Origin of the sequence: Alteromonas sp. AMM-1 (assembly GCF_047290655.1) — a bacterium.
GTDB lineage: Bacteria > Pseudomonadota > Gammaproteobacteria > Enterobacterales > Alteromonadaceae > Alteromonas > Alteromonas mangrovi.
This window is the reverse complement of record NZ_JBLBUE010000053.1, coordinates 1-20,923: the sequence shown is the minus strand read 5'-3', so window position 1 is coordinate 20,923 and position 20,923 is coordinate 1. Positions and strand designations below refer to the sequence as shown.

22 protein-coding genes are annotated in these 20,923 nt (G+C 48.4%); 12 read left to right on the top strand and 10 right to left on the bottom strand.

All coding sequences use genetic code 11. The annotated features are described in order from the left end of the window. Both ruvX and ACLR2L_RS10540 read left to right on the top strand, forming a co-directional pair. On the top strand, positions 1-306 hold a 306-nt coding region (ruvX, locus tag ACLR2L_RS10545), incomplete at its 5' end, for a Holliday junction resolvase RuvX (RefSeq protein WP_413368054.1). Positions 307-430: 124 nt separating this feature from the next. Further along, positions 431-814, top strand: a complete 384-nt coding sequence (locus ACLR2L_RS10540) for a phosphate-starvation-inducible PsiE family protein (RefSeq protein WP_140961868.1) — start codon at positions 431-433, stop codon at positions 812-814. A gap of 431 nt (positions 815-1,245) precedes the next feature. On the opposite strand, the gene ACLR2L_RS10535 is transcribed toward ACLR2L_RS10540, so the two are convergent. Continuing rightward, entirely contained in the window at positions 1,246-1,485 is a 240-nt protein-coding gene (locus ACLR2L_RS10535) for a LexA family protein (protein WP_413368052.1), read from the bottom strand. 72 nt (positions 1,486-1,557) lie between these two features. Here ACLR2L_RS10535 and ACLR2L_RS10530 point away from each other — a divergent pair, with 72 nt between their 5' ends. Continuing rightward, positions 1,558-2,682, top strand: a complete 1,125-nt coding sequence (locus ACLR2L_RS10530; protein WP_413368050.1) for an IS630 family transposase — start codon at positions 1,558-1,560, stop codon at positions 2,680-2,682. A 54-nt stretch (positions 2,683-2,736) separates the two neighbouring features. On the opposite strand, the gene ACLR2L_RS10525 is transcribed toward ACLR2L_RS10530, so the two are convergent. The 3 genes from ACLR2L_RS10525 to ACLR2L_RS10515 are packed head-to-tail and all read right to left on the bottom strand — an operon-like array spanning position 2,737 to position 5,215. Beyond that, on the bottom strand, positions 2,737-3,048 hold the full coding sequence (locus ACLR2L_RS10525) for a putative signal transducing protein (protein WP_413368048.1): 312 nt from the start codon (positions 3,046-3,048) through the stop codon (positions 2,737-2,739). Further along, on the bottom strand, positions 3,048-4,163 hold the full coding sequence (locus ACLR2L_RS10520) for a PilT/PilU family type 4a pilus ATPase (protein ID WP_413368046.1): 1,116 nt from the start codon (positions 4,161-4,163) through the stop codon (positions 3,048-3,050). Before ACLR2L_RS10520 ends, ACLR2L_RS10525 begins: the two co-directional genes overlap by 1 nt. Positions 4,164-4,174: 11 nt before the next feature. Next, positions 4,175-5,215 carry a type IV pilus twitching motility protein PilT gene (locus tag ACLR2L_RS10515; protein WP_140958993.1) on the bottom strand — a complete coding sequence of 347 codons (1,041 nt, stop codon included), beginning with the start codon at positions 5,213-5,215 and terminating at the stop codon, positions 4,175-4,177. 36 nt (positions 5,216-5,251) lie between these two features. Here ACLR2L_RS10515 and ACLR2L_RS10510 point away from each other — a divergent pair, with 36 nt between their 5' ends. The 4 genes from ACLR2L_RS10510 to ACLR2L_RS10495 are packed head-to-tail and all read left to right on the top strand — an operon-like array spanning position 5,252 to position 7,826. After that, positions 5,252-5,938 carry a YggS family pyridoxal phosphate-dependent enzyme gene (locus ACLR2L_RS10510; protein ID WP_413368043.1) on the top strand — a complete coding sequence of 229 codons (687 nt, stop codon included), beginning with the start codon at positions 5,252-5,254 and terminating at the stop codon, positions 5,936-5,938. 58 nt (positions 5,939-5,996) lie between these two features. Continuing rightward, a complete protein-coding gene (proC, locus tag ACLR2L_RS10505; RefSeq protein WP_413368041.1) occupies positions 5,997-6,818 on the top strand; it encodes a pyrroline-5-carboxylate reductase in 822 nt (273 codons plus the stop codon). Between the two features lie 16 nt (positions 6,819-6,834). Beyond that, positions 6,835-7,374: a YggT family protein gene (locus tag ACLR2L_RS10500; RefSeq protein ID WP_413368040.1), complete on the top strand. Its 540-nt coding sequence runs from the start codon at positions 6,835-6,837 to the stop codon at positions 7,372-7,374. Between the two features lie 11 nt (positions 7,375-7,385). Continuing rightward, positions 7,386-7,826: a DUF4426 domain-containing protein gene (locus ACLR2L_RS10495; RefSeq protein WP_413368038.1), complete on the top strand. Its 441-nt coding sequence runs from the start codon at positions 7,386-7,388 to the stop codon at positions 7,824-7,826. Here the strand turns inward: ACLR2L_RS10495 and ACLR2L_RS10490 are convergent. Beyond that, complete coding sequence (locus ACLR2L_RS10490; RefSeq protein WP_413368036.1) at positions 7,823-8,314, bottom strand: GNAT family N-acetyltransferase; 492 nt, start codon at positions 8,312-8,314, stop codon at positions 7,823-7,825. The genes ACLR2L_RS10495 and ACLR2L_RS10490 overlap by 4 nt on opposite strands. Before the next feature lie 139 nt (positions 8,315-8,453). Between ACLR2L_RS10490 and ACLR2L_RS10485 the strand changes: the two genes are divergently transcribed. Further along, entirely contained in the window at positions 8,454-8,927 is a 474-nt protein-coding gene (locus ACLR2L_RS10485) for a tetratricopeptide repeat protein (protein WP_413368034.1), read from the top strand. 116 nt (positions 8,928-9,043) lie between these two features. Further along, positions 9,044-11,359, top strand: coding sequence for a S9 family peptidase (locus ACLR2L_RS10480; protein ID WP_413368032.1), 2,316 nt, complete (start codon positions 9,044-9,046; stop codon positions 11,357-11,359). Between the two features lie 83 nt (positions 11,360-11,442). On the opposite strand, the gene yaaA is transcribed toward ACLR2L_RS10480, so the two are convergent. Further along, entirely contained in the window at positions 11,443-12,222 is a 780-nt protein-coding gene (gene yaaA / locus ACLR2L_RS10475) for a peroxide stress protein YaaA (RefSeq protein ID WP_413368030.1), read from the bottom strand. A gap of 295 nt (positions 12,223-12,517) precedes the next feature. Here yaaA and tal point away from each other — a divergent pair, with 295 nt between their 5' ends. The 3 genes from tal (at position 12,518) to ACLR2L_RS10460 (ending at position 15,587) form a co-directional block, all read left to right on the top strand. Continuing rightward, a complete protein-coding gene (tal, locus tag ACLR2L_RS10470) occupies positions 12,518-13,480 on the top strand; it encodes a transaldolase (RefSeq protein WP_140959009.1) in 963 nt (320 codons plus the stop codon). Positions 13,481-13,528: 48 nt separating this feature from the next. Then, entirely contained in the window at positions 13,529-15,178 is a 1,650-nt protein-coding gene (gene pgi, locus ACLR2L_RS10465; RefSeq protein ID WP_413368028.1) for a glucose-6-phosphate isomerase, read from the top strand. Between the two features lie 232 nt (positions 15,179-15,410). Next, positions 15,411-15,587: a DUF3545 family protein gene (locus tag ACLR2L_RS10460; protein ID WP_140959013.1), complete on the top strand. Its 177-nt coding sequence runs from the start codon at positions 15,411-15,413 to the stop codon at positions 15,585-15,587. 63 nt (positions 15,588-15,650) lie between these two features. Here the strand turns inward: ACLR2L_RS10460 and ung are convergent, their stop codons facing one another. The 4 genes from ung to thrA form a co-directional block, all read right to left on the bottom strand. Next, on the bottom strand, positions 15,651-16,310 hold the full coding sequence (gene ung / locus ACLR2L_RS10455) for a uracil-DNA glycosylase (protein ID WP_413368026.1): 660 nt from the start codon (positions 16,308-16,310) through the stop codon (positions 15,651-15,653). Beyond that, positions 16,310-17,599, bottom strand: a complete 1,290-nt coding sequence (gene thrC, locus ACLR2L_RS10450; protein WP_140959017.1) for a threonine synthase — start codon at positions 17,597-17,599, stop codon at positions 16,310-16,312. Before thrC ends, ung begins: the two co-directional genes overlap by 1 nt. Before the next feature lie 12 nt (positions 17,600-17,611). Further along, positions 17,612-18,568, bottom strand: coding sequence for a homoserine kinase (gene thrB, locus ACLR2L_RS10445; RefSeq protein WP_140959019.1), 957 nt, complete (start codon positions 18,566-18,568; stop codon positions 17,612-17,614). A 21-nt stretch (positions 18,569-18,589) separates the two neighbouring features. Then, positions 18,590-20,923, bottom strand: a 2,334-nt coding sequence (gene thrA / locus ACLR2L_RS10440; RefSeq protein ID WP_413368023.1) for a bifunctional aspartate kinase/homoserine dehydrogenase I, incomplete at its 5' end; no start/stop codon positions are given.

Here is a 20,923-nt window from a genome sequence, read left to right as displayed (position 1 = left end):
ATACCTGACTGGGAATTAGTGGGAAAGCTGTTTAACGAGTGGCAGCCGCATCTGGTGGTAGTAGGTTTACCGCTGAATATGGATGGCACCACACAATTAATGACCCAACGGGCCCAAACGTTCGCCAATCGGTTACACGGCCGCTTCAACAAGCCCGTTACTACCTGGGATGAACGTCTGAGTACCGCCGATGCGAAAGCTGCTTTGTTCGAACTCGGTGGATATAAAAAGCTGTCGAAGGGCAAAGTAGACAGTGTGTCTGCCTGTTTGATTTTTTCCAGCTGGTTTGAAAACCAGTTCGTCTAGTCTGAATGTAGTGCCAGCCACTACACATCAAGCAGTATCAATTTCCGACTTTTGAGCAATAGCCATTCGTGCTGTCTTTTAGCAGTATGGCATATACCAACTCGCATAGAAGTAAGAGGAAGCGATGCCCAAACTCCTTGGACAGATTGAAAAACTGCTGTTGATTTTGATTATGCTGGCCACGCTGGTTGCAGTGGGTGCCGAAATAATGCACATGTTTCGCCACCAAAAGGTGGAGCTATCGGATCTCTTGTTACTCTTTATCTATGCTGAGGTGATGGGTATGCTGGCCGCCTACTACAATAGCAATCGTATCCCGGTAACCTTGCCACTAATCATTGCCATGACGGCGCTAAGTCGCATGATTATTCTGCAAAGCAAAGAACTCGATAAAATTGTCCTGATTTACGAATCTGGCAGTATTTTACTTTTAAGTATCGCTGCGCTGATCATGAGTATGAAAGATCGGGTGAGTCTGGAGAAACTCAAGCAACGGGGAGTACCGTAGACCAATAAGGCCGGTAGGCCTTCTTTGGAAATTGTCACGCTACTGCTGCTTTGAATACAATTTTGTTTCAATTGTGCAATTTGAATTGACGTACTTTATGCGCTTTTTTACCGCAAAATTGCTTACCTTATTAGGGCGTGTTGATCTTTGCTGTATGATTTTGCAGCAGTCTGTGCGACGTTTATACAATGAAGCGCAAGTGAAGTGTAGTCAACTACATGAACTTGGGCTGAAGCAGTAGAAATGTTGCACAGGCGCTGCCCGAAGGGTTCGCTCCAGGTGTCCACCGCTCTTTGTTGCATGCTCTTGACGCAGAACCACTTCACCTGCGAACATGCGCCGCGATCGCTGAACACCTAGAACGAACAAAATTAATACAGCAAAGATCAACACGCCCTAATACCGCTTCCATTTAGTTCTGATCGATTGAGTTACCAGATTAACGGTAACTCTTTCGGAGTCAGAGTTACTTTCAATGATCTTGCCACTTTGGGCTCCCGCGTAAGCAAGGCTCTATCGCATAGCGTTTTCAACATACTATTCACTGTTGGTGGCGTAACACCAAAATAGTTTGTGATGTCAGCATGTGAAGGTGCTATCCCATTCACTTTTGTGTAGTAATAAATGTAGGCAAGGTATCGCCCTTGGGTTTCTGTATATTTTTCCGTCATTTAAGCGCTCAAAGCTAGACTAATCGAGTCGCTCATGATCAATTATGGTTTTTAGTACAACACATAATTGAAATGAACACTCGCTATTTGGTCTCACTGACATCTGAAGAAGAATCTTATTTACAATCGCTATTAAAGAAAGGGAAGCATAGTGCGAGAAAGCTTACGCGGGCTCAAATTTTATTACTTGCCAATGAGCAAAGTCTTACTGATGCAGAAATTTGTCAACGTTTGCAGACCAGTAGTTCAACGGTATACCGGGTAAAACGAGGATTTGTAGAAGAAGGACTTACGTTTGCCTTAGAAGAGGCTAAACGTAGTGGACAACCGAGGGTATTAAGTTCTCTGGAGGAAGCTGCGCTTGTTAGCATTGCCTGTAGCAAACCGCCAGAAGGTCAGGCTCGTTGGACCTTAACGCTACTGGCCGATGAACTCGTCGTATTAACTGAATCAAAACGCGTATCGCTGGAAACAATAAGGCAGCGACTAAAAGCCAATGAGTTAAAACCCTGGCAAAAAAAGATGTGGTGTCTGGGAAAGATAGATGCCAATTATATCGCGCAAATGGAAGATGTCTTGGCGTTGTATGCACAACCCGCCAATCCCGATGAACCGGTTATCAATTTTGACGAGGCTATGAAGCAACTCGTGTCGCACACACGTGCCCCCATTTCACCAAAACCAGGGCAAAGTGAACGCATAGATTACGAATATAAACGTGAAGCCGTAGCGAACATCTTCATGATGTATGATCAACATAGAGGTTGGCGAAAAACGAAGGTGACAACCACTAAAAAGAGAGAGGATTTTGCTGAATGCATGAAAGAGCTGGTCGATGTACATTACCCCAACGCCAAACAACTTCACGTTGTACTTGATAACCTCATTACCCATACACTAGGCTCACTCTACCAACGTTACCCCGCACCAGAAGCCAGACGAATTCTGGATAAAATCACCTTTCATTACACGCCTAAGCATGCGAGTTGGCTAAACATGGTTGAAATTGAGATCGGCATAATGAACAGACAGTGTTTAAACCGGCGCATAGCGAAATGGGACGAATTAGAGCATGAGTTAACGGCTTGGGAAAATAGAAGAAATGATGAACGAGCCAGTATAAAGTGGATGTTTAGCGTAAAGGAGGCGCGACAGAAACTCAATCGCGCCTATGCTAAGTTAACATGTCAAAATTAACTGGAAGCAGTACTAATTTCACAATAGAAAACCAGTCGCCGATGCACCATTTAGCTACTCACAAATACGAGGCTGCTGGCACTGCCAACACAAATTGAAAGCAGCCTCCTGAGGCTCATTACAACTACCGCATACCCACTCGCCGTGTTCACATTGCGCAGAAAGTTCGTCCAACACTTTGTTGGCTATCATCAGATCGTCTTTGTCCATCAGCCAGAGTTCGGGTTGTGTGTCCTGAATAGGCAAATCTCCGGCTGCGCCACTGATGAACTGATTGCGGATTAAACAGGCGATGCCCTGCGCTTGTAGGGCATCGTAGTATTGCTGAAGGGTAAAAGCGCTATCGCTTTGACAGAGTCTGATCATTAGTCCATATCAATTGAAACGCCAGACAACGAACCCAGACCGTCGCCCTTATTGCTGTTGGCATCAAGCTTAATCATTAACCTTAAATCATTGGGTGAGTCAGCATGATGCAGCGCTTGTTCCATGGTGATGCGATCGGCTTTGTAAAGATCGAAGAGGGCCATATCAAAGGTTTGCATACCTTGCTCACGCCCTTTCTCCATGGCTTCTTTCAGACCGCCCATTTCGTTGCGCTGAATCAGATCGCGAATAAGCGGTGAATTCAACAGTATTTCAATGGCGGCAACCCGCCCTTTGCCATCAACAGTTGGCACCAATTGCTGTGCAACAATCGCCCGAATGTTCAGACTCAAATCAAACCGCAGCTTGTCGTGCATGTCTTTGGGCGCTAAATGCATAATGCGTTCAATCGCCTGGTTGGCGTTGTTGGCGTGCAAAGTTGCCACACATAAGTGTCCGGTATCGGCAAATGACATTGCGTACTCCATCGTTTCCATGGAGCGAATTTCACCAATCAGGATCACATCCGGCGCCTGACGCAATGAGCTTTTTAACGCATCATCAAACGACTGAGTATCAATACCCACTTCACGCTGCGTAATCACGCAGTTTTTGTGCTCGTGTACAAACTCAATGGGATCTTCGATAGTAAGAATGTGCCCGCGCGAATGCGTATTGCGATGCCCGATTAACGCCGCCAGCGATGTTGATTTACCAGTACCGGTGCCCCCCACAAACAACACCAGCCCGCGTTTAGCCATAATAATGTCTTTGAGTACGGGCGGTAGGCCCAGATCGTCAGCGTTGGGAATTTGCGTAACGATACGACGCACCACCATGCCAGCTTGGTCGCGTTGCCAGAAGGCACTGCAACGGAATCGCCCTACCCCTTCCCGGGCAATGGCAAAGTTACACTCCTTGGTACTGTGGAAGGTCTTTTTCTGGTCCTCGTTCATTGAGGCATGCACTAAATCCAATGCACCTTGTTCGCTAAGTGCCTGCTCAGTAAGCGGTGTGAGTTTACCGTTAATCTTGGCGCTCACAGCAAACCCGGCGGTTACGAATAAGTCTGACGCGCCCTTGTCTACCATCATCTGTAAAAACTGATCCAACATGCGCTCGCTCCCTAGAATCCCGGTCGTTGCTTATCGATCATTTTAGACATGGCATCCTGCTGTGTGATCACGCCGGTTGCCACCAGGCGCTGTAAACACTGATCCATGGTTTGCATGCCGTGCGACTGCCCGGTTTGAATAACCGAGTACATTTGCGGCACTTTGTCTTCGCGAATAAGGTTGCGAATAGCGGGTATACCTACCATGATTTCGTGTGCGGCTACCCGGCCACCGCCGATTTTCTTCAGCAACGTTTGAGAAATAACCGCGCGCAGTGACTCCGATAGCATGGAGCGCACCATGGCCTTCTCTTCCGCTGGAAACACATCAATGATACGGTCGATGGTTTTAGGTGCAGAGTTAGTGTGTAACGTACCAAACACCAAATGGCCGGTTTCCGCCGCTGAAATGGCCAGTCGAATGGTTTCCAAATCACGTAACTCCCCCACCAGGATCACATCCGGATCCTCACGCAGAGCGGAACGCAATGCGTTCGAGAAACTATGCGTATCGCGGTGCACTTCACGCTGGTTAAGTACGCTCAATTTATTCTGGTGTACAAATTCAATGGGATCTTCAATGGTGAGAATATGTTCGCGCTTGTGCGCGTTGATATGGTCAACCATAGCTGCCAGCGTAGTACTTTTGCCCGAGCCTGTTGCGCCGGTTACCAGCACAATACCGGTTGGCTGATTGATGATTTCTTTAAAAATGGGTGGCGCACCCAGTTCGTCCAAGGTGAGTACTTTACTGGGAATGGTACGTAATACAGCAGCAGCACCGCGGTTTTGCACGAAGGCATTAACCCGGAATCGCGATAAATCTTTTACCTCAAACGAAAAGTCGGTTTCGAGGTTTTCTTCGTACTCTTTACGCTGCTTGTCGTTCATGATTTCGTAAATTAATGCATGAACCTGTTTATGATCCAACGGATCAACATTCAGTCGTCGCATTTCTCCGTCTACACGAATAATCGGCGGCAATCCGGCCGACAAGTGCAGATCCGATGCGTTATTCTTTACACTGAAAGCTAAAAGTTCGGTAATATCCACAACCTGGTTTCTCCCAACCACTAGATGAGTTCGTTAATGCAAACAATAGCAGATCGCCTGACAAACGCACGCCAAGAAATTGAACACGCCATTGCTAATGCACATCGTCCTGCTCATTGTGTCCGATTACTGGCAGTAAGCAAGACTAAACCGGTATCGGATATCAAAGCAGCGTATGAAGCCGGACAACGACAGTTCGGCGAGAATTATATTCAGGAAGGCGTTGCCAAAATTGAACAATTAAAAACGCTCTCAGACATTGAATGGCACATGATTGGCCCCATACAATCAAATAAGACAAAGTTAGTGGCGGAGCATTTTGACTGGGTACAATCGGTTGACCGCCTTAAAATTGCCACACGATTAAACGAGCAGCGCCCGGCTGGTATGCCGCCGCTGAATGTGTGCATTCAGCTAAACCTGGAACAAGAAGCCACTAAATCTGGTATTTTACCGGCAGAGTTACCCGGTATTGCAGAAGCAATTTGTGCTATGCCGAATCTGAAGTTGCGGGGCCTGATGGCAATACCCGCAACCAACGTAAGTGAGGCACAGCAGTGCGATACGCTAAGCCAGCTGCACGCTCTGTATACACAATTACAGGCTTCGGCAGATGGCATAGACACACTATCGGTAGGTATGAGTAACGACATGGCACTGGCCATTGCTCATGGTTCAACCATGGTGCGTATTGGCACGGCCATTTTTGGGTCGCGCAACTAAGAACAGGTTGTGTCAGCAATACCCGTTTTTTAACGTCAACAGAATCAACAGGAGACGCATGCAACATCGCAAACTCGCCTTCATTGGTGCAGGCAACATGACACGCAGTATCATTGCGGGATTGGTTGCTTCAGGTTACCCGGCAGATCATATTATGGCCAGCAACCGTTCACGCCCGAAACTCGATGCGTTGGCTGCCGAGTATGGCATTCAGGTAACTCAATCTAACGGTGATGCCTGTGCATTTGCCGACGCCGTAGTGCTATCGGTAAAGCCGCAAATGATGGAAGAGGTATGTGCTGCTTTGCAACAGGACACTGATTTAACCGGCAAACTGTATATTTCTATCGCGGCCGGCCTGCCTGTACAACGATTACAGCAAATGCTGGGCGCTGAATACCCGGTTGTGCGGGTTATGCCTAATACCCCCAGCCTGCTGGGTCTTGGCATGTCAGGACTGTATGCCGATGCGTCGGTAAGTGAAAGCGATCGGAAATATGTAGATGCGGTGATGGCTGCCGTAGGGAAAACACTTTGGGTAACCGAAGAAAGTGGCATTAATGGCGTGATTGCAGCAGCAGGCAGCAGCCCTGCCTATTTCTTCTTATTCCTGCAAGCCATGCAGGAAGAAAGTATGCGCATGGGTTTCAGCGAAGAGGATGCAAGGTTGCTGGTTCAGCAAGCGATGTTGGGCGCCGCGCAAATGGTATGTGAAAACCCACAGCTAATGCTGAGCGAACTGCGCGCGCAGGTGACGTCTAAAGGCGGAACAACCGCCGCAGCGATTCAGTCGTTCATGGATGACAATATTTCCGGTATGGTATCAAAAGCAATGCAAGCGGCGGTATCCCGGGCCGAAGAAATGGCTAATTCTCTTTAACTAATAGGAACGCAACATGAACGCGATGGTGTTTTTAATTAGCACTATTTTTAATTTGTACCTGATGGTGGTGTTACTGCGATTTTGGCTGCAACTCAGCAAAGCTGACTTTTACAACCCACTCAGTCAGTTTGTGGTAAAAGCTACGCACCCGTTGATAGGCCCAATGCGCAGGATCATACCGTCGGTGGGCTCCATTGACGTGGCTACCCTCATTCTGGCGTTGTTGGTTGCCATGGGTAAATACCTTGCGCTCAGCTTATTGCTGGGCGGCAATATCAACCCATTAGGCATGATCATCATTGGCGCGTTGTCGGTATTAAAAGAATTCCTCACGCTGGTATTCTGGGTATTAATTATGCGCGCCATTTTGAGCTGGGTGTCGCAAGGCGGAAGTCCGTTTGAATATGTACTGCATCAGCTTACAGAGCCGCTATTAAGCCCTATTAGACGCGTGCTTCCCCCCATGGGCGGAATGGATTTATCAGTGCTGGTGGCCATTATCGGGCTTAAATTCGTAGAAATGCTACTGGCAGATTTTTTACCCTTTTATTAATGAGGTTTGCGATGCTTAAGCAGTTGAGTCAGCAGTTCTGGCAACTGTGTTGCCTCACATTGGCGTTACTCACGTTTACCGTGTCCGCTGAGCAAAAAATGCAACTTGGCGAATGGGACGTTCACTATATCGTGGTGAACTCTACGTTCTTTAGCCCCGACACCGCTCGTGAATACGGTATTGTACGCAGCAAATACAACGCGCTGGTGAACATCTCAGTACTCGACACTGCGACGCAAAAAGCGCAGTTTGTAGGCGTGGAAGGCAGTGCAACCAATTTGCTGGGCACCGAAAAAGCGCTAACGTTCAAACGGGTACAGGAAGGCGATGCCATATACTATCTTGCGGTATTGCCTTTTCGCGATCAGGAAACATACCGGTTCAACATTCGCATTCAACGCGGTAACGACAGTGAGACACTGAAGTTTCAGCAAAAGATGTATGTTGATTAGGCAAGCGTTTCCTCACACAAAAATGGGTGCCGATACTGAATAAAATCGCACCCATTTATCCTTACAGTCTGCTCATCTGTAAAACCCACACGTTTCAGTAAGCGGCTACCCGGCCGGCTTAACGGTAATACAACCAGCATACTGCCAGCACCAAATTCCCCAAGCGCATGCTCAAGCACCTGTTTGATCAAAGATAAACCGGCTCCCATTGCACGTCTTTGTACTACCAGCACAAACTCTCGCTCGCCATTGAATACCTGACATCCGCCCCAGCCAATGAATTCACCATCCCGTTCGATTTGCCAAATACCGTAACCATGCTCTTGCCAGTGGGCACGCGACCGTGCAATCCACTGCTGAACAAATTCAACCGAAAAGCTGCCAGCCATTGATGCAAGTGGCAAATGCCGCCGAATTGCGGTGTCGTTCAATAAACGGCAAACATCATCCGTATCCTGAATACAAAATTGACGATAACTCAGTGGCATCTTGGCTCAAATATTCGTTAAGTGGTTGTACGTAAAATAGACCGGAGTAGTAGCGGATTCATTCCCAAGTAGCATATTTTCAGATTGTTTCAGCGCCTATAGTATTTACAAATAATTAACACCATTAAGGAAAATGGCCATGCAATACGCACTTATCGCATTTTGTTTGCTTCTCGCTTGCCGGGCTGCTCACGGCACCGAAGAAACCGGCAATGAATTAAGCTACGAGCATTTTGTGCACAGCGATAAACCCATCAAGTGTTTGTACGGCTACGCCGCCGAAAAAGTGGGCGATCACGATGCCGCCATTGCCATATTTGAAGACTGCATTGCACGCTGGGAAAGCGTGTATTCGATGATTTGGCTGGCACAAATTTACGATTCTGGCATAGGCGTACCGCAGGACCTGGAAAAAGCCGCCGCGTTGTTAAAACGGGGCGCGCATACCCAGGATGAAGCGGGTTACACCAGTCTGGCTAAGTATCATTATGGTATGATTTTGATTGAGGGGCGCGGCGTAGCGGCCGATAAGCAAGCTGGCATAAACTGGTTACAACGCGCCGCCGACGAAGGTGTAGACGAGGCGCGGGAATATTTGGCATCCATGCCGTAAGCACGCATACGCCCAAAACGCCACAAACCGCGTTATTTTTGCTACCAAGCGAGTTTGTTGTTACGCGTAATTTTCCTATACTGGCTCCCATTATACCAATTCGCAACACACAAATAATGATAACGAAGGTGGGAGCTACATTGAAAACACTAACGACAACACTACTGGCCAGTTTACTGGCTGGTCTTGCCCTAACAGCCTGCAGTTCAACGTCGAGTACGACGACTGAACCAGAAAAGCCAGCCTTGTCTCTGGAACGCATCTACAAAGACAACACATTCAAAAGTGAACGCGCGCCCTATTTCCGCTGGTTAGACGACGGCAGTGGCTACACGGTATTAGAAAGCCGAAGTAATGGATCCAACACCGACACTGATCACGGTGTAACGGGCAATGACATTGTGTTCTACCAACCAGACGGAAGCGGTAGAAAAGTCCTTGTCACCTTAGAGCAGCTCACTCCGCAAGGCGCTGCCACTGCCCTGAGCATTGAAGATTACCAATGGTCTGCCGACGGTAACTGGGCGCTCATCTTTACCAATGGGCAAAAAGTCTGGCGTCATCGCACCCGCGGCGACTACTGGGTATTAAACCTCAACACCAACCAATTGTATCAGTTAGGTGGTGAGCAGCCGCCAGCAACCAGCCTGATGTTCGCCAAATTCAGCCCGGACAGTCAAAAGATAGCGTATGTCAGAAACAACAATATTTATGTGGAAACGCTGGGTAAACCTCAGGTTACCGCCCTGACAACCGATGGCAGCGACACCATTATCAATGGTAATTTCGACTGGGTTTACGAAGAAGAATTCACCATAACTGATGGATTCCGCTGGAGCCCCGATAGCCAGAATATTGCTTACTGGCAGTTGGATGCGTCCGGGGTGAAGTATTTTACCATGATCAACAACACCGATACGCTGTACCCTACCCTCACTCAGTTTCCCTACCCGAAAGCGGGAGAGCAAAACTCAGCGGTAAAAGTAGGTGTAGTGGAATTGGCCTCCAAACAAACCCATTGGGCAGCATTGCCCGGTGATAATCGCGATCGTTATATTCCGCGCATTAGCTGGGCTGGCACCAGCGATGCCGTACTAATTCAGGACGTTAACCGCCCGCAGAATACCAATACCCTGCGGTTATTTAACTGGAAGGCCAACGCGCTCAACACCATTTACACCGACAAAGACGAGGCTTTCCTTGAATGGTTTTACGAAGCTGAATGGGAACAGGATGGCAGTCACTTTGTGTGGCATAGCGAACGCGATGGCTGGCGTCACCTGTATCGTATCGCCCGCGACGGTAGTGAGATCATCGACCTGACCCCAGGCAACTACGATATTGTGGATTTAATTACGCTGAATGAAGCCACCAATAGCTTTTACTTTACTGCAGCGCCTGATCACCCTGAACAACGCTTTTTATTTAAAGGTACCCTTGACGGTAGCAAACCGGTAGAGCGCATCACGCCAGACGCGTTTGCGGGTAACAACCGTTATTACATGTCGAAAGACGCCAGTTATGCCATGCATACCCACAGCCGGTTTAATCAGCCGCCGGTCAGCCAAATCATTAAGACTGACGGGCACGGCACCATTACACAGCTCACCACCAATGCGGAATTAAAGACGCTGCTGGCTAAGGAAGAGCTGCCTTCCCATGAATTCTTCACGGTAACGGCACAGGATGGTATGGAACTGGACGGCTGGATCATGTTCCCGGCCAACATGGATCCCACGAAAAAGTATCCCATTATTTTCTACGTATACGGTGAACCCTGGGGCTCAACCGTGCAGGACAGCTGGGGTGGCAACAGCTATTTGTGGAATAGTATGATGACCCAACAGGGCTTTATCATGGCGTCGGTTGACAACCGGGGTACCCGCGCACCGAAAGGCCGCGACTGGCGCAAGTCGATTTATAAAAAGATTGGCAGTGTTACCGTACGTGACCAGGCAGATGCGCTGGATGCGATGGCTGCCCGCTGGTCGCAAATCGATACCAGCCGCGTTGGCGTGTGGGGGCATTCAGGTGGCGGTAGTTCAACGCTGAATTTATTGTTCCGCCATGGCGATAAATACCATGTTGGCGTTGCCCAGGCACCGGTTGCTGACATTCGCTATTACGACACAATTTATCAGGAAAGGTATTCGGGCAACCCCAATACCGACCCGGATAGCTTCACACAAACCTCGCCCATAACGTTTGCCAAAGATCTGCAAGGCAAGCTTTTACTGGTGCACGGCACCGGCGATGACAACGTGCACTACCAGGGTACGGAAGCGCTGATCAATGAGTTAGTGAAGCACAACAAACAATTTGAATTTATGTCGTACCCCAACCGCAGTCATAGTATTGCGGAAGGCGAAGGCACGACGTTGCACCTGCAAACTATGAAAACACAGTATTTTATTGAGCACCTAAAGCCCTGATCAGGCTTGAGCATGCTTGAACAAAACAGGCCGCTGATTGCGGCCTGTTTTGTTTTCACTCATTTTGCTTTTGCGAATTGGTATTACACCTGCTCTTCGCACAAAAACACCAGTTCAGTTGCACTGCTTTGCGCTTCGCTGTAGTAGTAACCGTCGGTATCGAATCCCTTCAGGCCAGCCACATCATCAACGCGATTCTGAATAATATAGCGGGCCATCAACCCTCGCGCCTTTTTGGCAAAAAAACTGATGATCTTGTATTGACCATTTTTCTTGTCTTTAAATACCGGCGTTACAATCATGCCATCAACCTGTTTTGGCTTAACCGACTTAAAATATTCGTTTGAAGCCAGATTAACCAGTACGTTATCGCCCTGTGCTGCCAGCGCTTTGTTTACCTCAGTGGTAACGGTATTACCCCAGTACTCATACAGGTTTTTACCACGCGAATTAGCCAGCCTGGTACCCATTTCCAAACGATAAGCCTGCATCAGATCCAATGGACGAAGCACGCCATACAAACCCGACAAAATACGTAAATGCTGCTGAGCATAGGTAATATCGTCCGCAGATAAGGTGTGTGCATCCAAACCGGTATACACATCACCATTAAATGCAAACAACGCCTGGCGCGCGTTTTCCGGTGTGAAAGGAGTGCTAAATTCTGCAAACCGGTTGGCGTTTAACGTTGCCAGCTTGTCGCTGATTTTCATGAGCGACGACAAATCCGCCGGCGTCAGTGCTTTACATTCTTGCGCCAACGTAGCGGCATCACTCAGTAAAACGGGCTGAGTATGCTCAGATACGGGTATCTGGGTGTCAAAATCGAGATTTTTCGCAGGGGATACTACAACTAACATCATTTCTCCTTACATTTGAGCCGAAGTATACCATTGTCAGGGGAGAAATTGGGCCGGTAAAACCGATTGAACGGTTCGCATTTTCCGGTTAACGAAAACCGTACTGGGATTGTTAAAAAATGACATATCCGACCGCCACCAAAGAGGTTAAACAATCAGCCAGATTGTTATACACTAAACGTCAAACATATCACTATAAGTCAACAATGACGCCCTACAGTAGGCTGTTACAGGCACAAACACTGTAAAGTTGATTACTGCACTATCATATTCAGGCATATTCAGGATTAGGAACATCATGAGCAATCAGTTAGCATCACTTCGTAAAATTACTACCGTTGTTGCCGACACGGGCGACATTGAAGCCATTAAAAAATACCAACCGGTTGACGCCACCACCAACCCTTCGCTGCTGCTGAAAGCGGCGGGCATGCCACAATACGCAAGCCTGATTGACGAAGCTGTTGCATGGGCAGCCAAACAATCAAGCGATCCAGCACAGCAACTTACTGACGCAGCAGACAAACTGGCAGTGTCAATTGGTAAGGAAATCTCCGCCACTATTCCAGGCCGTATTTCTACCGAAGTTGATGCGCGTTTGTCGTTTGACACCGCAGCCACCATTGCTAAAGCAGAGCGTTTGGTTCAGTTGTACGCCGATGCCGGCATCGATAAGTCGCGCATCCTGATCAAGATCGCATCTACCTGGGAAGGCATCAAAGCAGCAGAAGTACTCGAGAAACAGGGCGTAAACTGTAACCTTACTCTGTTATTCAGCTTTGCACAGGCCCGTGCTTGTGCGGAAGCAGGCGTATTCCTGATCTCTCCTTTCGTAGGGCGTATTCTTGACTGGTACAAAAAGAGCACAGGAAAAGACAGCTACGAAGCCAGCGAAGATCCTGGCGTAGTATCAGTAACCAGTATTTATAATTTCTACAAGGCCAATGGTTACAACACTATTGTAATGGGCGCAAGTTTCCGCAATACCGATGAAATACTTGAGCTGGCCGGATGCGACCGCTTAACAATCAGCCCTAACCTGTTAGAAGAACTGGCAAATACTGCTGGCGAAGTAGAAGCTAAACTGGTTGATAACGGCGCAACAGAAGCCCCGGGTGAACGTTTAAGCGAAGCAGGATTCCGCTGGGAAATGAACGAAGATGCCATGGCCACTGAAAAACTGGCAGAAGGTATTCGTAACTTTGCTGCGGATCAGGACAAGCTGGAAACAATGTTAAAAGACAAGCTTGCCAAATTGTAATACAATATTAACATTGTCTCACATTACATCGATTCAAAGGAAAAGAGTATGACTACCCTTACTCAATCGGCACAATGGCAAACGCTCACCAGCCTGGCTGAGTCAGTAAAAAGCGCACATATGCGCGACTGGTTTGCCAGTGACGCTCAGCGCGCTGAGCGCATGCAAGCGTCTGCCTGCGGCATTTTCGTGGATTATTCAAAAAACCGTATTACTGATGACGTTCTTGCCGCATTATTTGACCTGGCAGATGCCCAGGGCGTTGATGCGCAAAAAGCTGCTATGTTTAACGGCGAGACCATTAACACCACAGAAGGACGCGCAGTACTGCATACTGCTCTACGTAACTTTTCAGGTAATCCGGTCATTGTAGACGGTCAGGACGTAATGCCAGAAGTACTGGCTACGCTGGACAAAATCAAGGCGTTTACCCATAGCATCCACTCGGGTGAACACAAAGGTTATACCGGAAAGGCCATTAAGCATATCGTGGCCATTGGTATTGGCGGCTCGTTCCTGGGCCCCAAAATCATGACCGAAGCACTCAAGCCATACCGCACCGACGCAGTGCAAGTGCACTTTGTTGCTAACGTTGATGGTTGCCATATCCATGATGTGCTAAGCGAGCGCGACCATGAAGACACCTTAATTGTGATGTCATCTAAATCATTTTCTACCCAGGAAACGCTGCAAAATACATTGAGTGCCAAAGCCTGGTTTCTGAAACAAGGTGGCACCCAGGAAGACATCGCCAAGCACTTTGTTGCAGTGTCTTCAAACGTAAAAGCCGCCACCGAGTTTGGCATTGCCGCGGAAAACATTTTCCCAATGTGGGACTGGGTGGGTGGTCGTTACTCTTTGTGGTCTGCTATTGGTTTGCCTATTTCTCTGGCACTGGGCTTTGATAATTTCAAAGGCCTGCTGGAAGGGGCTTATGCAATGGACGAGCATTTTAAAACGGCCCCGAAAGAGCAAAACCTACCCGTATTGCTGGCGGTCATTGGCGTATGGTATCGCAACTTCTTTGATGCCCAGTCACAGGTTTTACTGCCTTACTATCACTACCTGCGCGGTTTGCCTGCCTATGTGCAGCAACTGGACATGGAAAGTAATGGCAAACTGGTAACGCAGGCTGGCGAAGCCATTGATTATGAAACTGGCCCGATTATCTGGGGCAGTGAAGGCACCAATGGTCAGCACAGCTTCCATCAGTTGATTCACCAGGGTCATGGCGTAATTCCGGTAGATTTCCTGATGCCTCTGAATGTGCCTAACCAGGACGATACCCACCACGCTATGCTGGCGTCAAACTGCTTTGGTCAGGCACAAGCACTTATGCAAGGTAAAACCTTTGAAGACTGCTATGCGGACCTTAATGGTAAAGGCCTGGATAAGGCTGAGCAAACCCGTCTCGCGCAACACAAAACCATGCCGGGTAACAAGCCAAGTAACACTATTTTGTTCGAAAAACTGGATCCGTTCACACTTGGCGCGTTGGTTGCTATGTATGAACATAAGGTGTTCGTTCAAGGTGTTATCTGGCAGCTTAATTCCTTCGACCAATGGGGTGTGGAATTAGGAAAAGTTCTGGGAAATCAAGTGTTAGCAGGCATCCAGGGAGATGCAGGCGGCAATGAGTTCGACAGTTCTACCCAGCAACTGATTAATCGCTTCAAGCAGGCCAATGCACCAAAATAAACATTACTGGTCCAACTTGTTCCAATAATGTGCAATACGTCCGGTTACCAGCCTTCACTTACGGGTAACCGGATCATCTGAACACCACGGAATTGTCATCACAGCGTCACAAATTGTTAATCAAAAGTAAATAAAAGTATTTTAATTTAACAGTAGCTGTGGTACATAACATGTCAGGGGTCAAAAAAGACACACTGACAGTGTAGTTAGCGGTAATAATAAGGAGATCTCCGTGGATACTTCAGATCTATTTGAAATGCTCGATTTAGATGACAGTTCTACCAAAACCAAAAGTAAAAAACGTAAGTGGAGAGAGATTGAAGCAATTAAGGACCGGTATCAGTTAGAGAAAGAGTTGGCCGATATCGATTTAAGTTTCGACCTTAGCTTTGAGGAAGGCGTACGCTAAATACCAAACAGCCACATGGTGCAAACCTTGTGGCTGTTTTGCTTTTTAGTGTTCGTTGTTGGTCTATACCTGCCAGTTAACAGGTTGTTTGCCTTGCTGACTGAGTAATGCATTGGTTTGACTAAAGTGGCCACATCCCAGAAAGCCCCGGTGCGCAGAGAGTGGTGACGGGTGCGGTGCATTCAATACGTAATGCTTTTGCGTATCGATGTTTTGTCCCTTTTTCTGGGCGTGACTACCCCAAAGTAAAAATACAACGCCTTGTTGGGTATCGTTAACCGATTTAATCACAGCGTCGGTAAACGCTTCCCAGCCCCATTTCGCATGACTGTGCGCTTTACCCTGCTCTACTGTGAGTACGGTATTGAGTAGCAGTACCCCCTGCTTCGCCCATTGCGTTAGATTACCGTGTGACGGAATGCGAAACCCGTCGATATCCTGCGCCAGTTCTTTGTATATGTTTACCAGTGATGGCGGCGTTTTGATGCCGGGAAGCACTGAAAAACACAAACCATGAGCCTGTCCTGGACCGTGATAGGGATCCTGACCCAGAATAACTACCTTCACGTCTTCTAACGGGGTGAGAGTCAGCGCATTGAATACATCAGAGGCCGGCGGATAAATTGCTTTACCCGCCATTCGTTCGGCATCAACACGGGCCATTAACTGCTGAAAAAAATCAGCGTGCTTTACCGGCCCGAGAACGTCTTGCCAGCCTGGCATTACTCGCCTTTTAGCAAAGAAAACAAATGCGCTTTTAAAGCGGCATAGTCAGCTGGCAGTTCAGCTTCGAGACTTTCTTTGTTAGCACAGTCAGCCAGAGGTTGTGGCAGGCTAAGCGGTGTACCCAGCACGTTTTCAACCGTTTCACGGAATTTTGCAGGGTGCGCTGTGCCCAGGAAAACGCCAATTTCGCCGGGTTCCAAATCGTGACTTACTGCGCGGTAAGCAATCGCCGCATGCGGCTCACTGGTATAGCCCTCTTTCAGCAACTGACGCATTGCCAACTGGGTGTATTCCTCATCTACCGACTCACCACGGATCACACTCTTATCCAGATAACCGCGCTCAATTAATGCTTCAATACGAGGCCAGTTATTGGGCTGGCTTACGTCCATAGCATTCGACATCGTCGCTACGGTCGCGTTTGGCGCCCACTCACCGGTCTTCAGGTAGCGCGGTACGGTATCATTCAGATTCGTTGCCGCAATAAAGCGCTTAATCGGCAGGCCCATGGTCTTGGCTATCATGCCCGCAGTCAGGTTACCAAAGTTACCGCTCGGCACGGAGAACACTACCTGGTCGCGCTTGTCAGCAGGCAATTGCGCCACAGCTTCAAAGTAATAACATACCTGTGCCAGCAAACGGCTGATGTTAATGGAGTTGGCAGAATTTAAGTGCAATCCTTCGCGTACGTCCGGATCGTCAAACGATTGCTTAACCAGCGCCTGACAAGCATCGAAGTCACTTTCAATCGCCACGGTGTGAATGTTATCACCCAGCGTAGTAAATAGTTTCTGCTGTAACGGGCTGATTTTGCCTTTCGGGAACAAAATTACCACATTGATGTTATCCAGACCGTGGAATGCATGTGCAACTGCCGCGCCGGTATCACCCGAGGTAGCGGTTAGAATAGTGATGGGTTTACCGTCGCTGATACGCGATAACACCTGCGCCATAAAGCGGCCGCCAAAGTCCTTGAACGCCAGCGTAGGACCGTGGAACAACTCCAGGCTATATACGTTGTCGGTCACTTGCACTACCGGCGCTGGAAAGGTAAAGGCCGTATTCACGACATCTGCCACCAACTCTTCGCCTAATTCACTGCCAATCAGGGTTGAGAGGATCTTAATAGAGCGTTCAGCGAACGGCAGTGCTAATAAGCCATCGATATCGTCGAGCACTGGAATGTCAGTTGGGAAAAACAATCCCTGATTGCGTCCAAGGCCTTGTTTTACTGCTTGCGCAAATGACACCTGTTCACTTGCGTCTTTTAAATTTACCAATTGCACTGTTACTCTACCTTACTCTTGTTCCTGCTGAGAACCTGCACCCTGTGCAGGAATACGACATACGTGGCTAAAGCCATCTTCGTTCTGGATATAGTGCTTGCTTAGCCAGCCCGAAATGTCATTGGCTTTGCGGTAATCATCGCACACAGCAAATACCGTTGGGCCTGAACCCGAAATACCAAACGCCAGGGCGCCATTACCCATACTGTAAGCGCGTGCTTCATCGAATGCCGGCAACAGCGATTTGCGATACGGCTCAGCAATGACGTCTTGCATTACACTGGCAGCCAGCGCGTAATCATCGTTATACAATGCGTGTACGAAAATACCCAACTGACGACCAAAGGTTAACGTATTCGCCATTGAAATTTCTTTTGGCAAAATATTACGCGCGGCCGATGTGGACACACTGATACCCGAATAGCACACCACCCAATACCAGCTTTTCACAACTGGTAACGACACCGTTACCTGGTCTTGCTGACCGGTCATTAGGGTCATACCACCCAGGTAACATGGCGCAACGTTATCGTAGTGAATACTGCCGCTGATTTGTCCTTCCAGCTCACCCATCATGGTTAACAGCGTGGTTTTATCGAATGGACGACCGAAGTGTTCATTAAGGCCATGAAATGCAGCTACAATCGAGCTCGCACTGGATCCCAGCCCACTGCCAATTGGCAGACTCTTCAGTAGTGTCATGTGTACTGGCGTTACCGCCAGCCCTTTAGCCTGCATGGCTTTTTCAAAATGAATATAGCAGTCTTTTACAATGTTATCGTCAGGATCGGCTGGCAACTTATGGGCAAATACACCCGCCACAGACAGGCCGAATTCATCGGCATCACTAACGATGACTTCATCGCCTAACAAACTCCCATCAAGAGGTTGTAAGGCCGCGCCCAATACATCGAATCCCAGGCTGACATTGCCTATGGATGCCGGGGCGTACGCTCTGGTTGTTTTCATGTTTGCTGCTCTCAAAACCGATTAATGTGCATTTTGCCGCCACGGCATTGTGCGAAGAATATCGGCAAATACCCCTGCTGCTGTTACGGTAGCGCCAGCGCCGTACCCGCGAATAACATAAGGGATTGGATTATAATAGTCACTGTGAATCGCCAGGGCGTTTTCACCGTCTTTTACTGCTGCCAAGGGGTGTGAAACCGGTACCGCCTTGATCATTACCTTACATTTGTCACCTTCAATGGAGCCAATGTATCTGAGTACTTTACCGTCTGCTTTCGCATTAGCAACCCGCTCGGCAAAATCTGCATCAAGCTGGGGTAATTGATCCATAAATGATGCCACGTCGCAATCTTCGGCAAACCCGGCCGGCAATACCGATTCAATCTCAATATCCTTCAGCTCTAACTCCAGATCGGCTTCACGCGCCATGATCAGCAGTTTACGGGCCACGTCCATACCACTCAGGTCGTCACGCGGATCCGGCTCAGTAAAACCGTTTGCCTTCGCGGTGCCGGTTGCCTCAGACAGGCTCATGCCTTCCTCCAGCTTACCAAACACATAAGACAAACTGCCCGACAGAATACCTTCAAAGCGATGCAGTACGTCACCGGCAATAAACAGCTTTTGCAGGTTGTCGATTACCGGCAAGCCCGCTCCAACGGTGGTTTCGTACAAATACTGACGATTGGTTTGCAGCGCCGTTTTGCGTAATTTTTTGTAGTAAGCCAGCGAGTCAGTGTTAGCCTTTTTGTTCGGCGTGACAACGTGGAACCCATTTTCCATCATATCCACATACTGGCTGGCGATAGCCGCATTGCTGGTGCAATCCACAATGACCGGATTCACCAATGCATTGTTGTTCACAAACTCATGCAAACGCTCAACCGAGAACTGGTCCTGAGATTCAGCCAGCTCAGCCTGCCAGTTGGCAGACACATCGATACCATTGCTGCTAAGTAACAGCTTACGGCTATTGGCAATACCATACACACGAGCCTGAATGTTGCGTTTCAGCAGCACGGGTTGCTGTCTGGCAATCTGTGCAAGCAGTTCAGCACCCACCACACCGCAGCCAATCAGGAAAATATCCAGTGTATGGCGATCCGAGAAAAAGTTCTGGTGAATCACTTTTACCGCTTTTTTAGCGCGTTTGGCTTCAATTACCGTAGAAATTGAACGCTCAGACGACCCCTGGGCGATTGCGATGTTATTTACACGGGCCTGCGCTAACGCATTAAAGAAGCGCGCTGCCAGTCCTTTGGTGTGACGCATGCCATCCCCCACCAGAGTGACAATAGCAAGGTCGTGACGCACTTCAATCGGATCCAGCAACTGGTTCTGTAATTCCAGTGCAAAGGCATCTTCCAGCAGGCTTTGTGCGCGCAGCGCATCTTTGCTGTGAATACAGAAGCTGATGGAATACTCAGAGCTGGACTGCGTGATCAGACTAATGGAGATATGGGCGTTAGACATGACCTCAAATACGCGACTTGCCATGCCCACCATGCCTTTCATGCCCGGACCTGCAACGTTGAACATGGCGATGTTATCCAACTGGGATATCCCTTTCACGCTGGTCCACTGGGTACTGGCTTCATTGCTGATAAGCGTACCCGGAGCGCTTGGATTCAATGTATTCTTAATTAAACACGGAATATGATGCTGAGCGATTGGACCAATGGTTTTCGGATGCAGAACTTTGGCGCCAAAGTACGAGAGTTCCATGGCTTCCTGGTAGGTCAGTTTATCCAGCAGTACTGCCCCTTCGACCTGATTTGGATCAGCATTGTATACGCCGTCTACGTCAGTCCAGATTTCGCAGCAATCAGCATCGATACACGCAGCCAGCACAGCGGCTGAGTAATCCGAGCCGTTACGGCCTAACGTGACTTTTTCGCCTGCGTCATTTGCTGCCACAAACCCTGGCATAATGATCAACTCGCTGCCATCGGTATTTACATCGCTGAAGCGCGCTTTACTCAGCGCCACATCGGCAATACTGTCGAGATAATCACCTTCGGCAAGAATATATTTCACCGGATCAATAATGGTATTACTTACACCTTTGGCGGTGAGGATAGCGCTAAATAAATTAACACTGATGTATTCGCCCAGGCTCATGATCCCGGCGGTTACCGGATCAGGTGAACAGCCCAGCAGCGCAATACCCTGAAGCTGTTTATTCAGTGCGTTAAGATGCGTTGTGATGAAGCTGCTGATTCCGTCAAAGTTAAAACCTGGCAACTGTGCATGCAGTTCTGCTGCAATGCCATTGACTGTTTTATCCAGTTCAGCAAACAGTTCGCTGTAATCTTCCCCTGCCGCAGCCTGGTCGCACAAGGCACCTAGCGCATT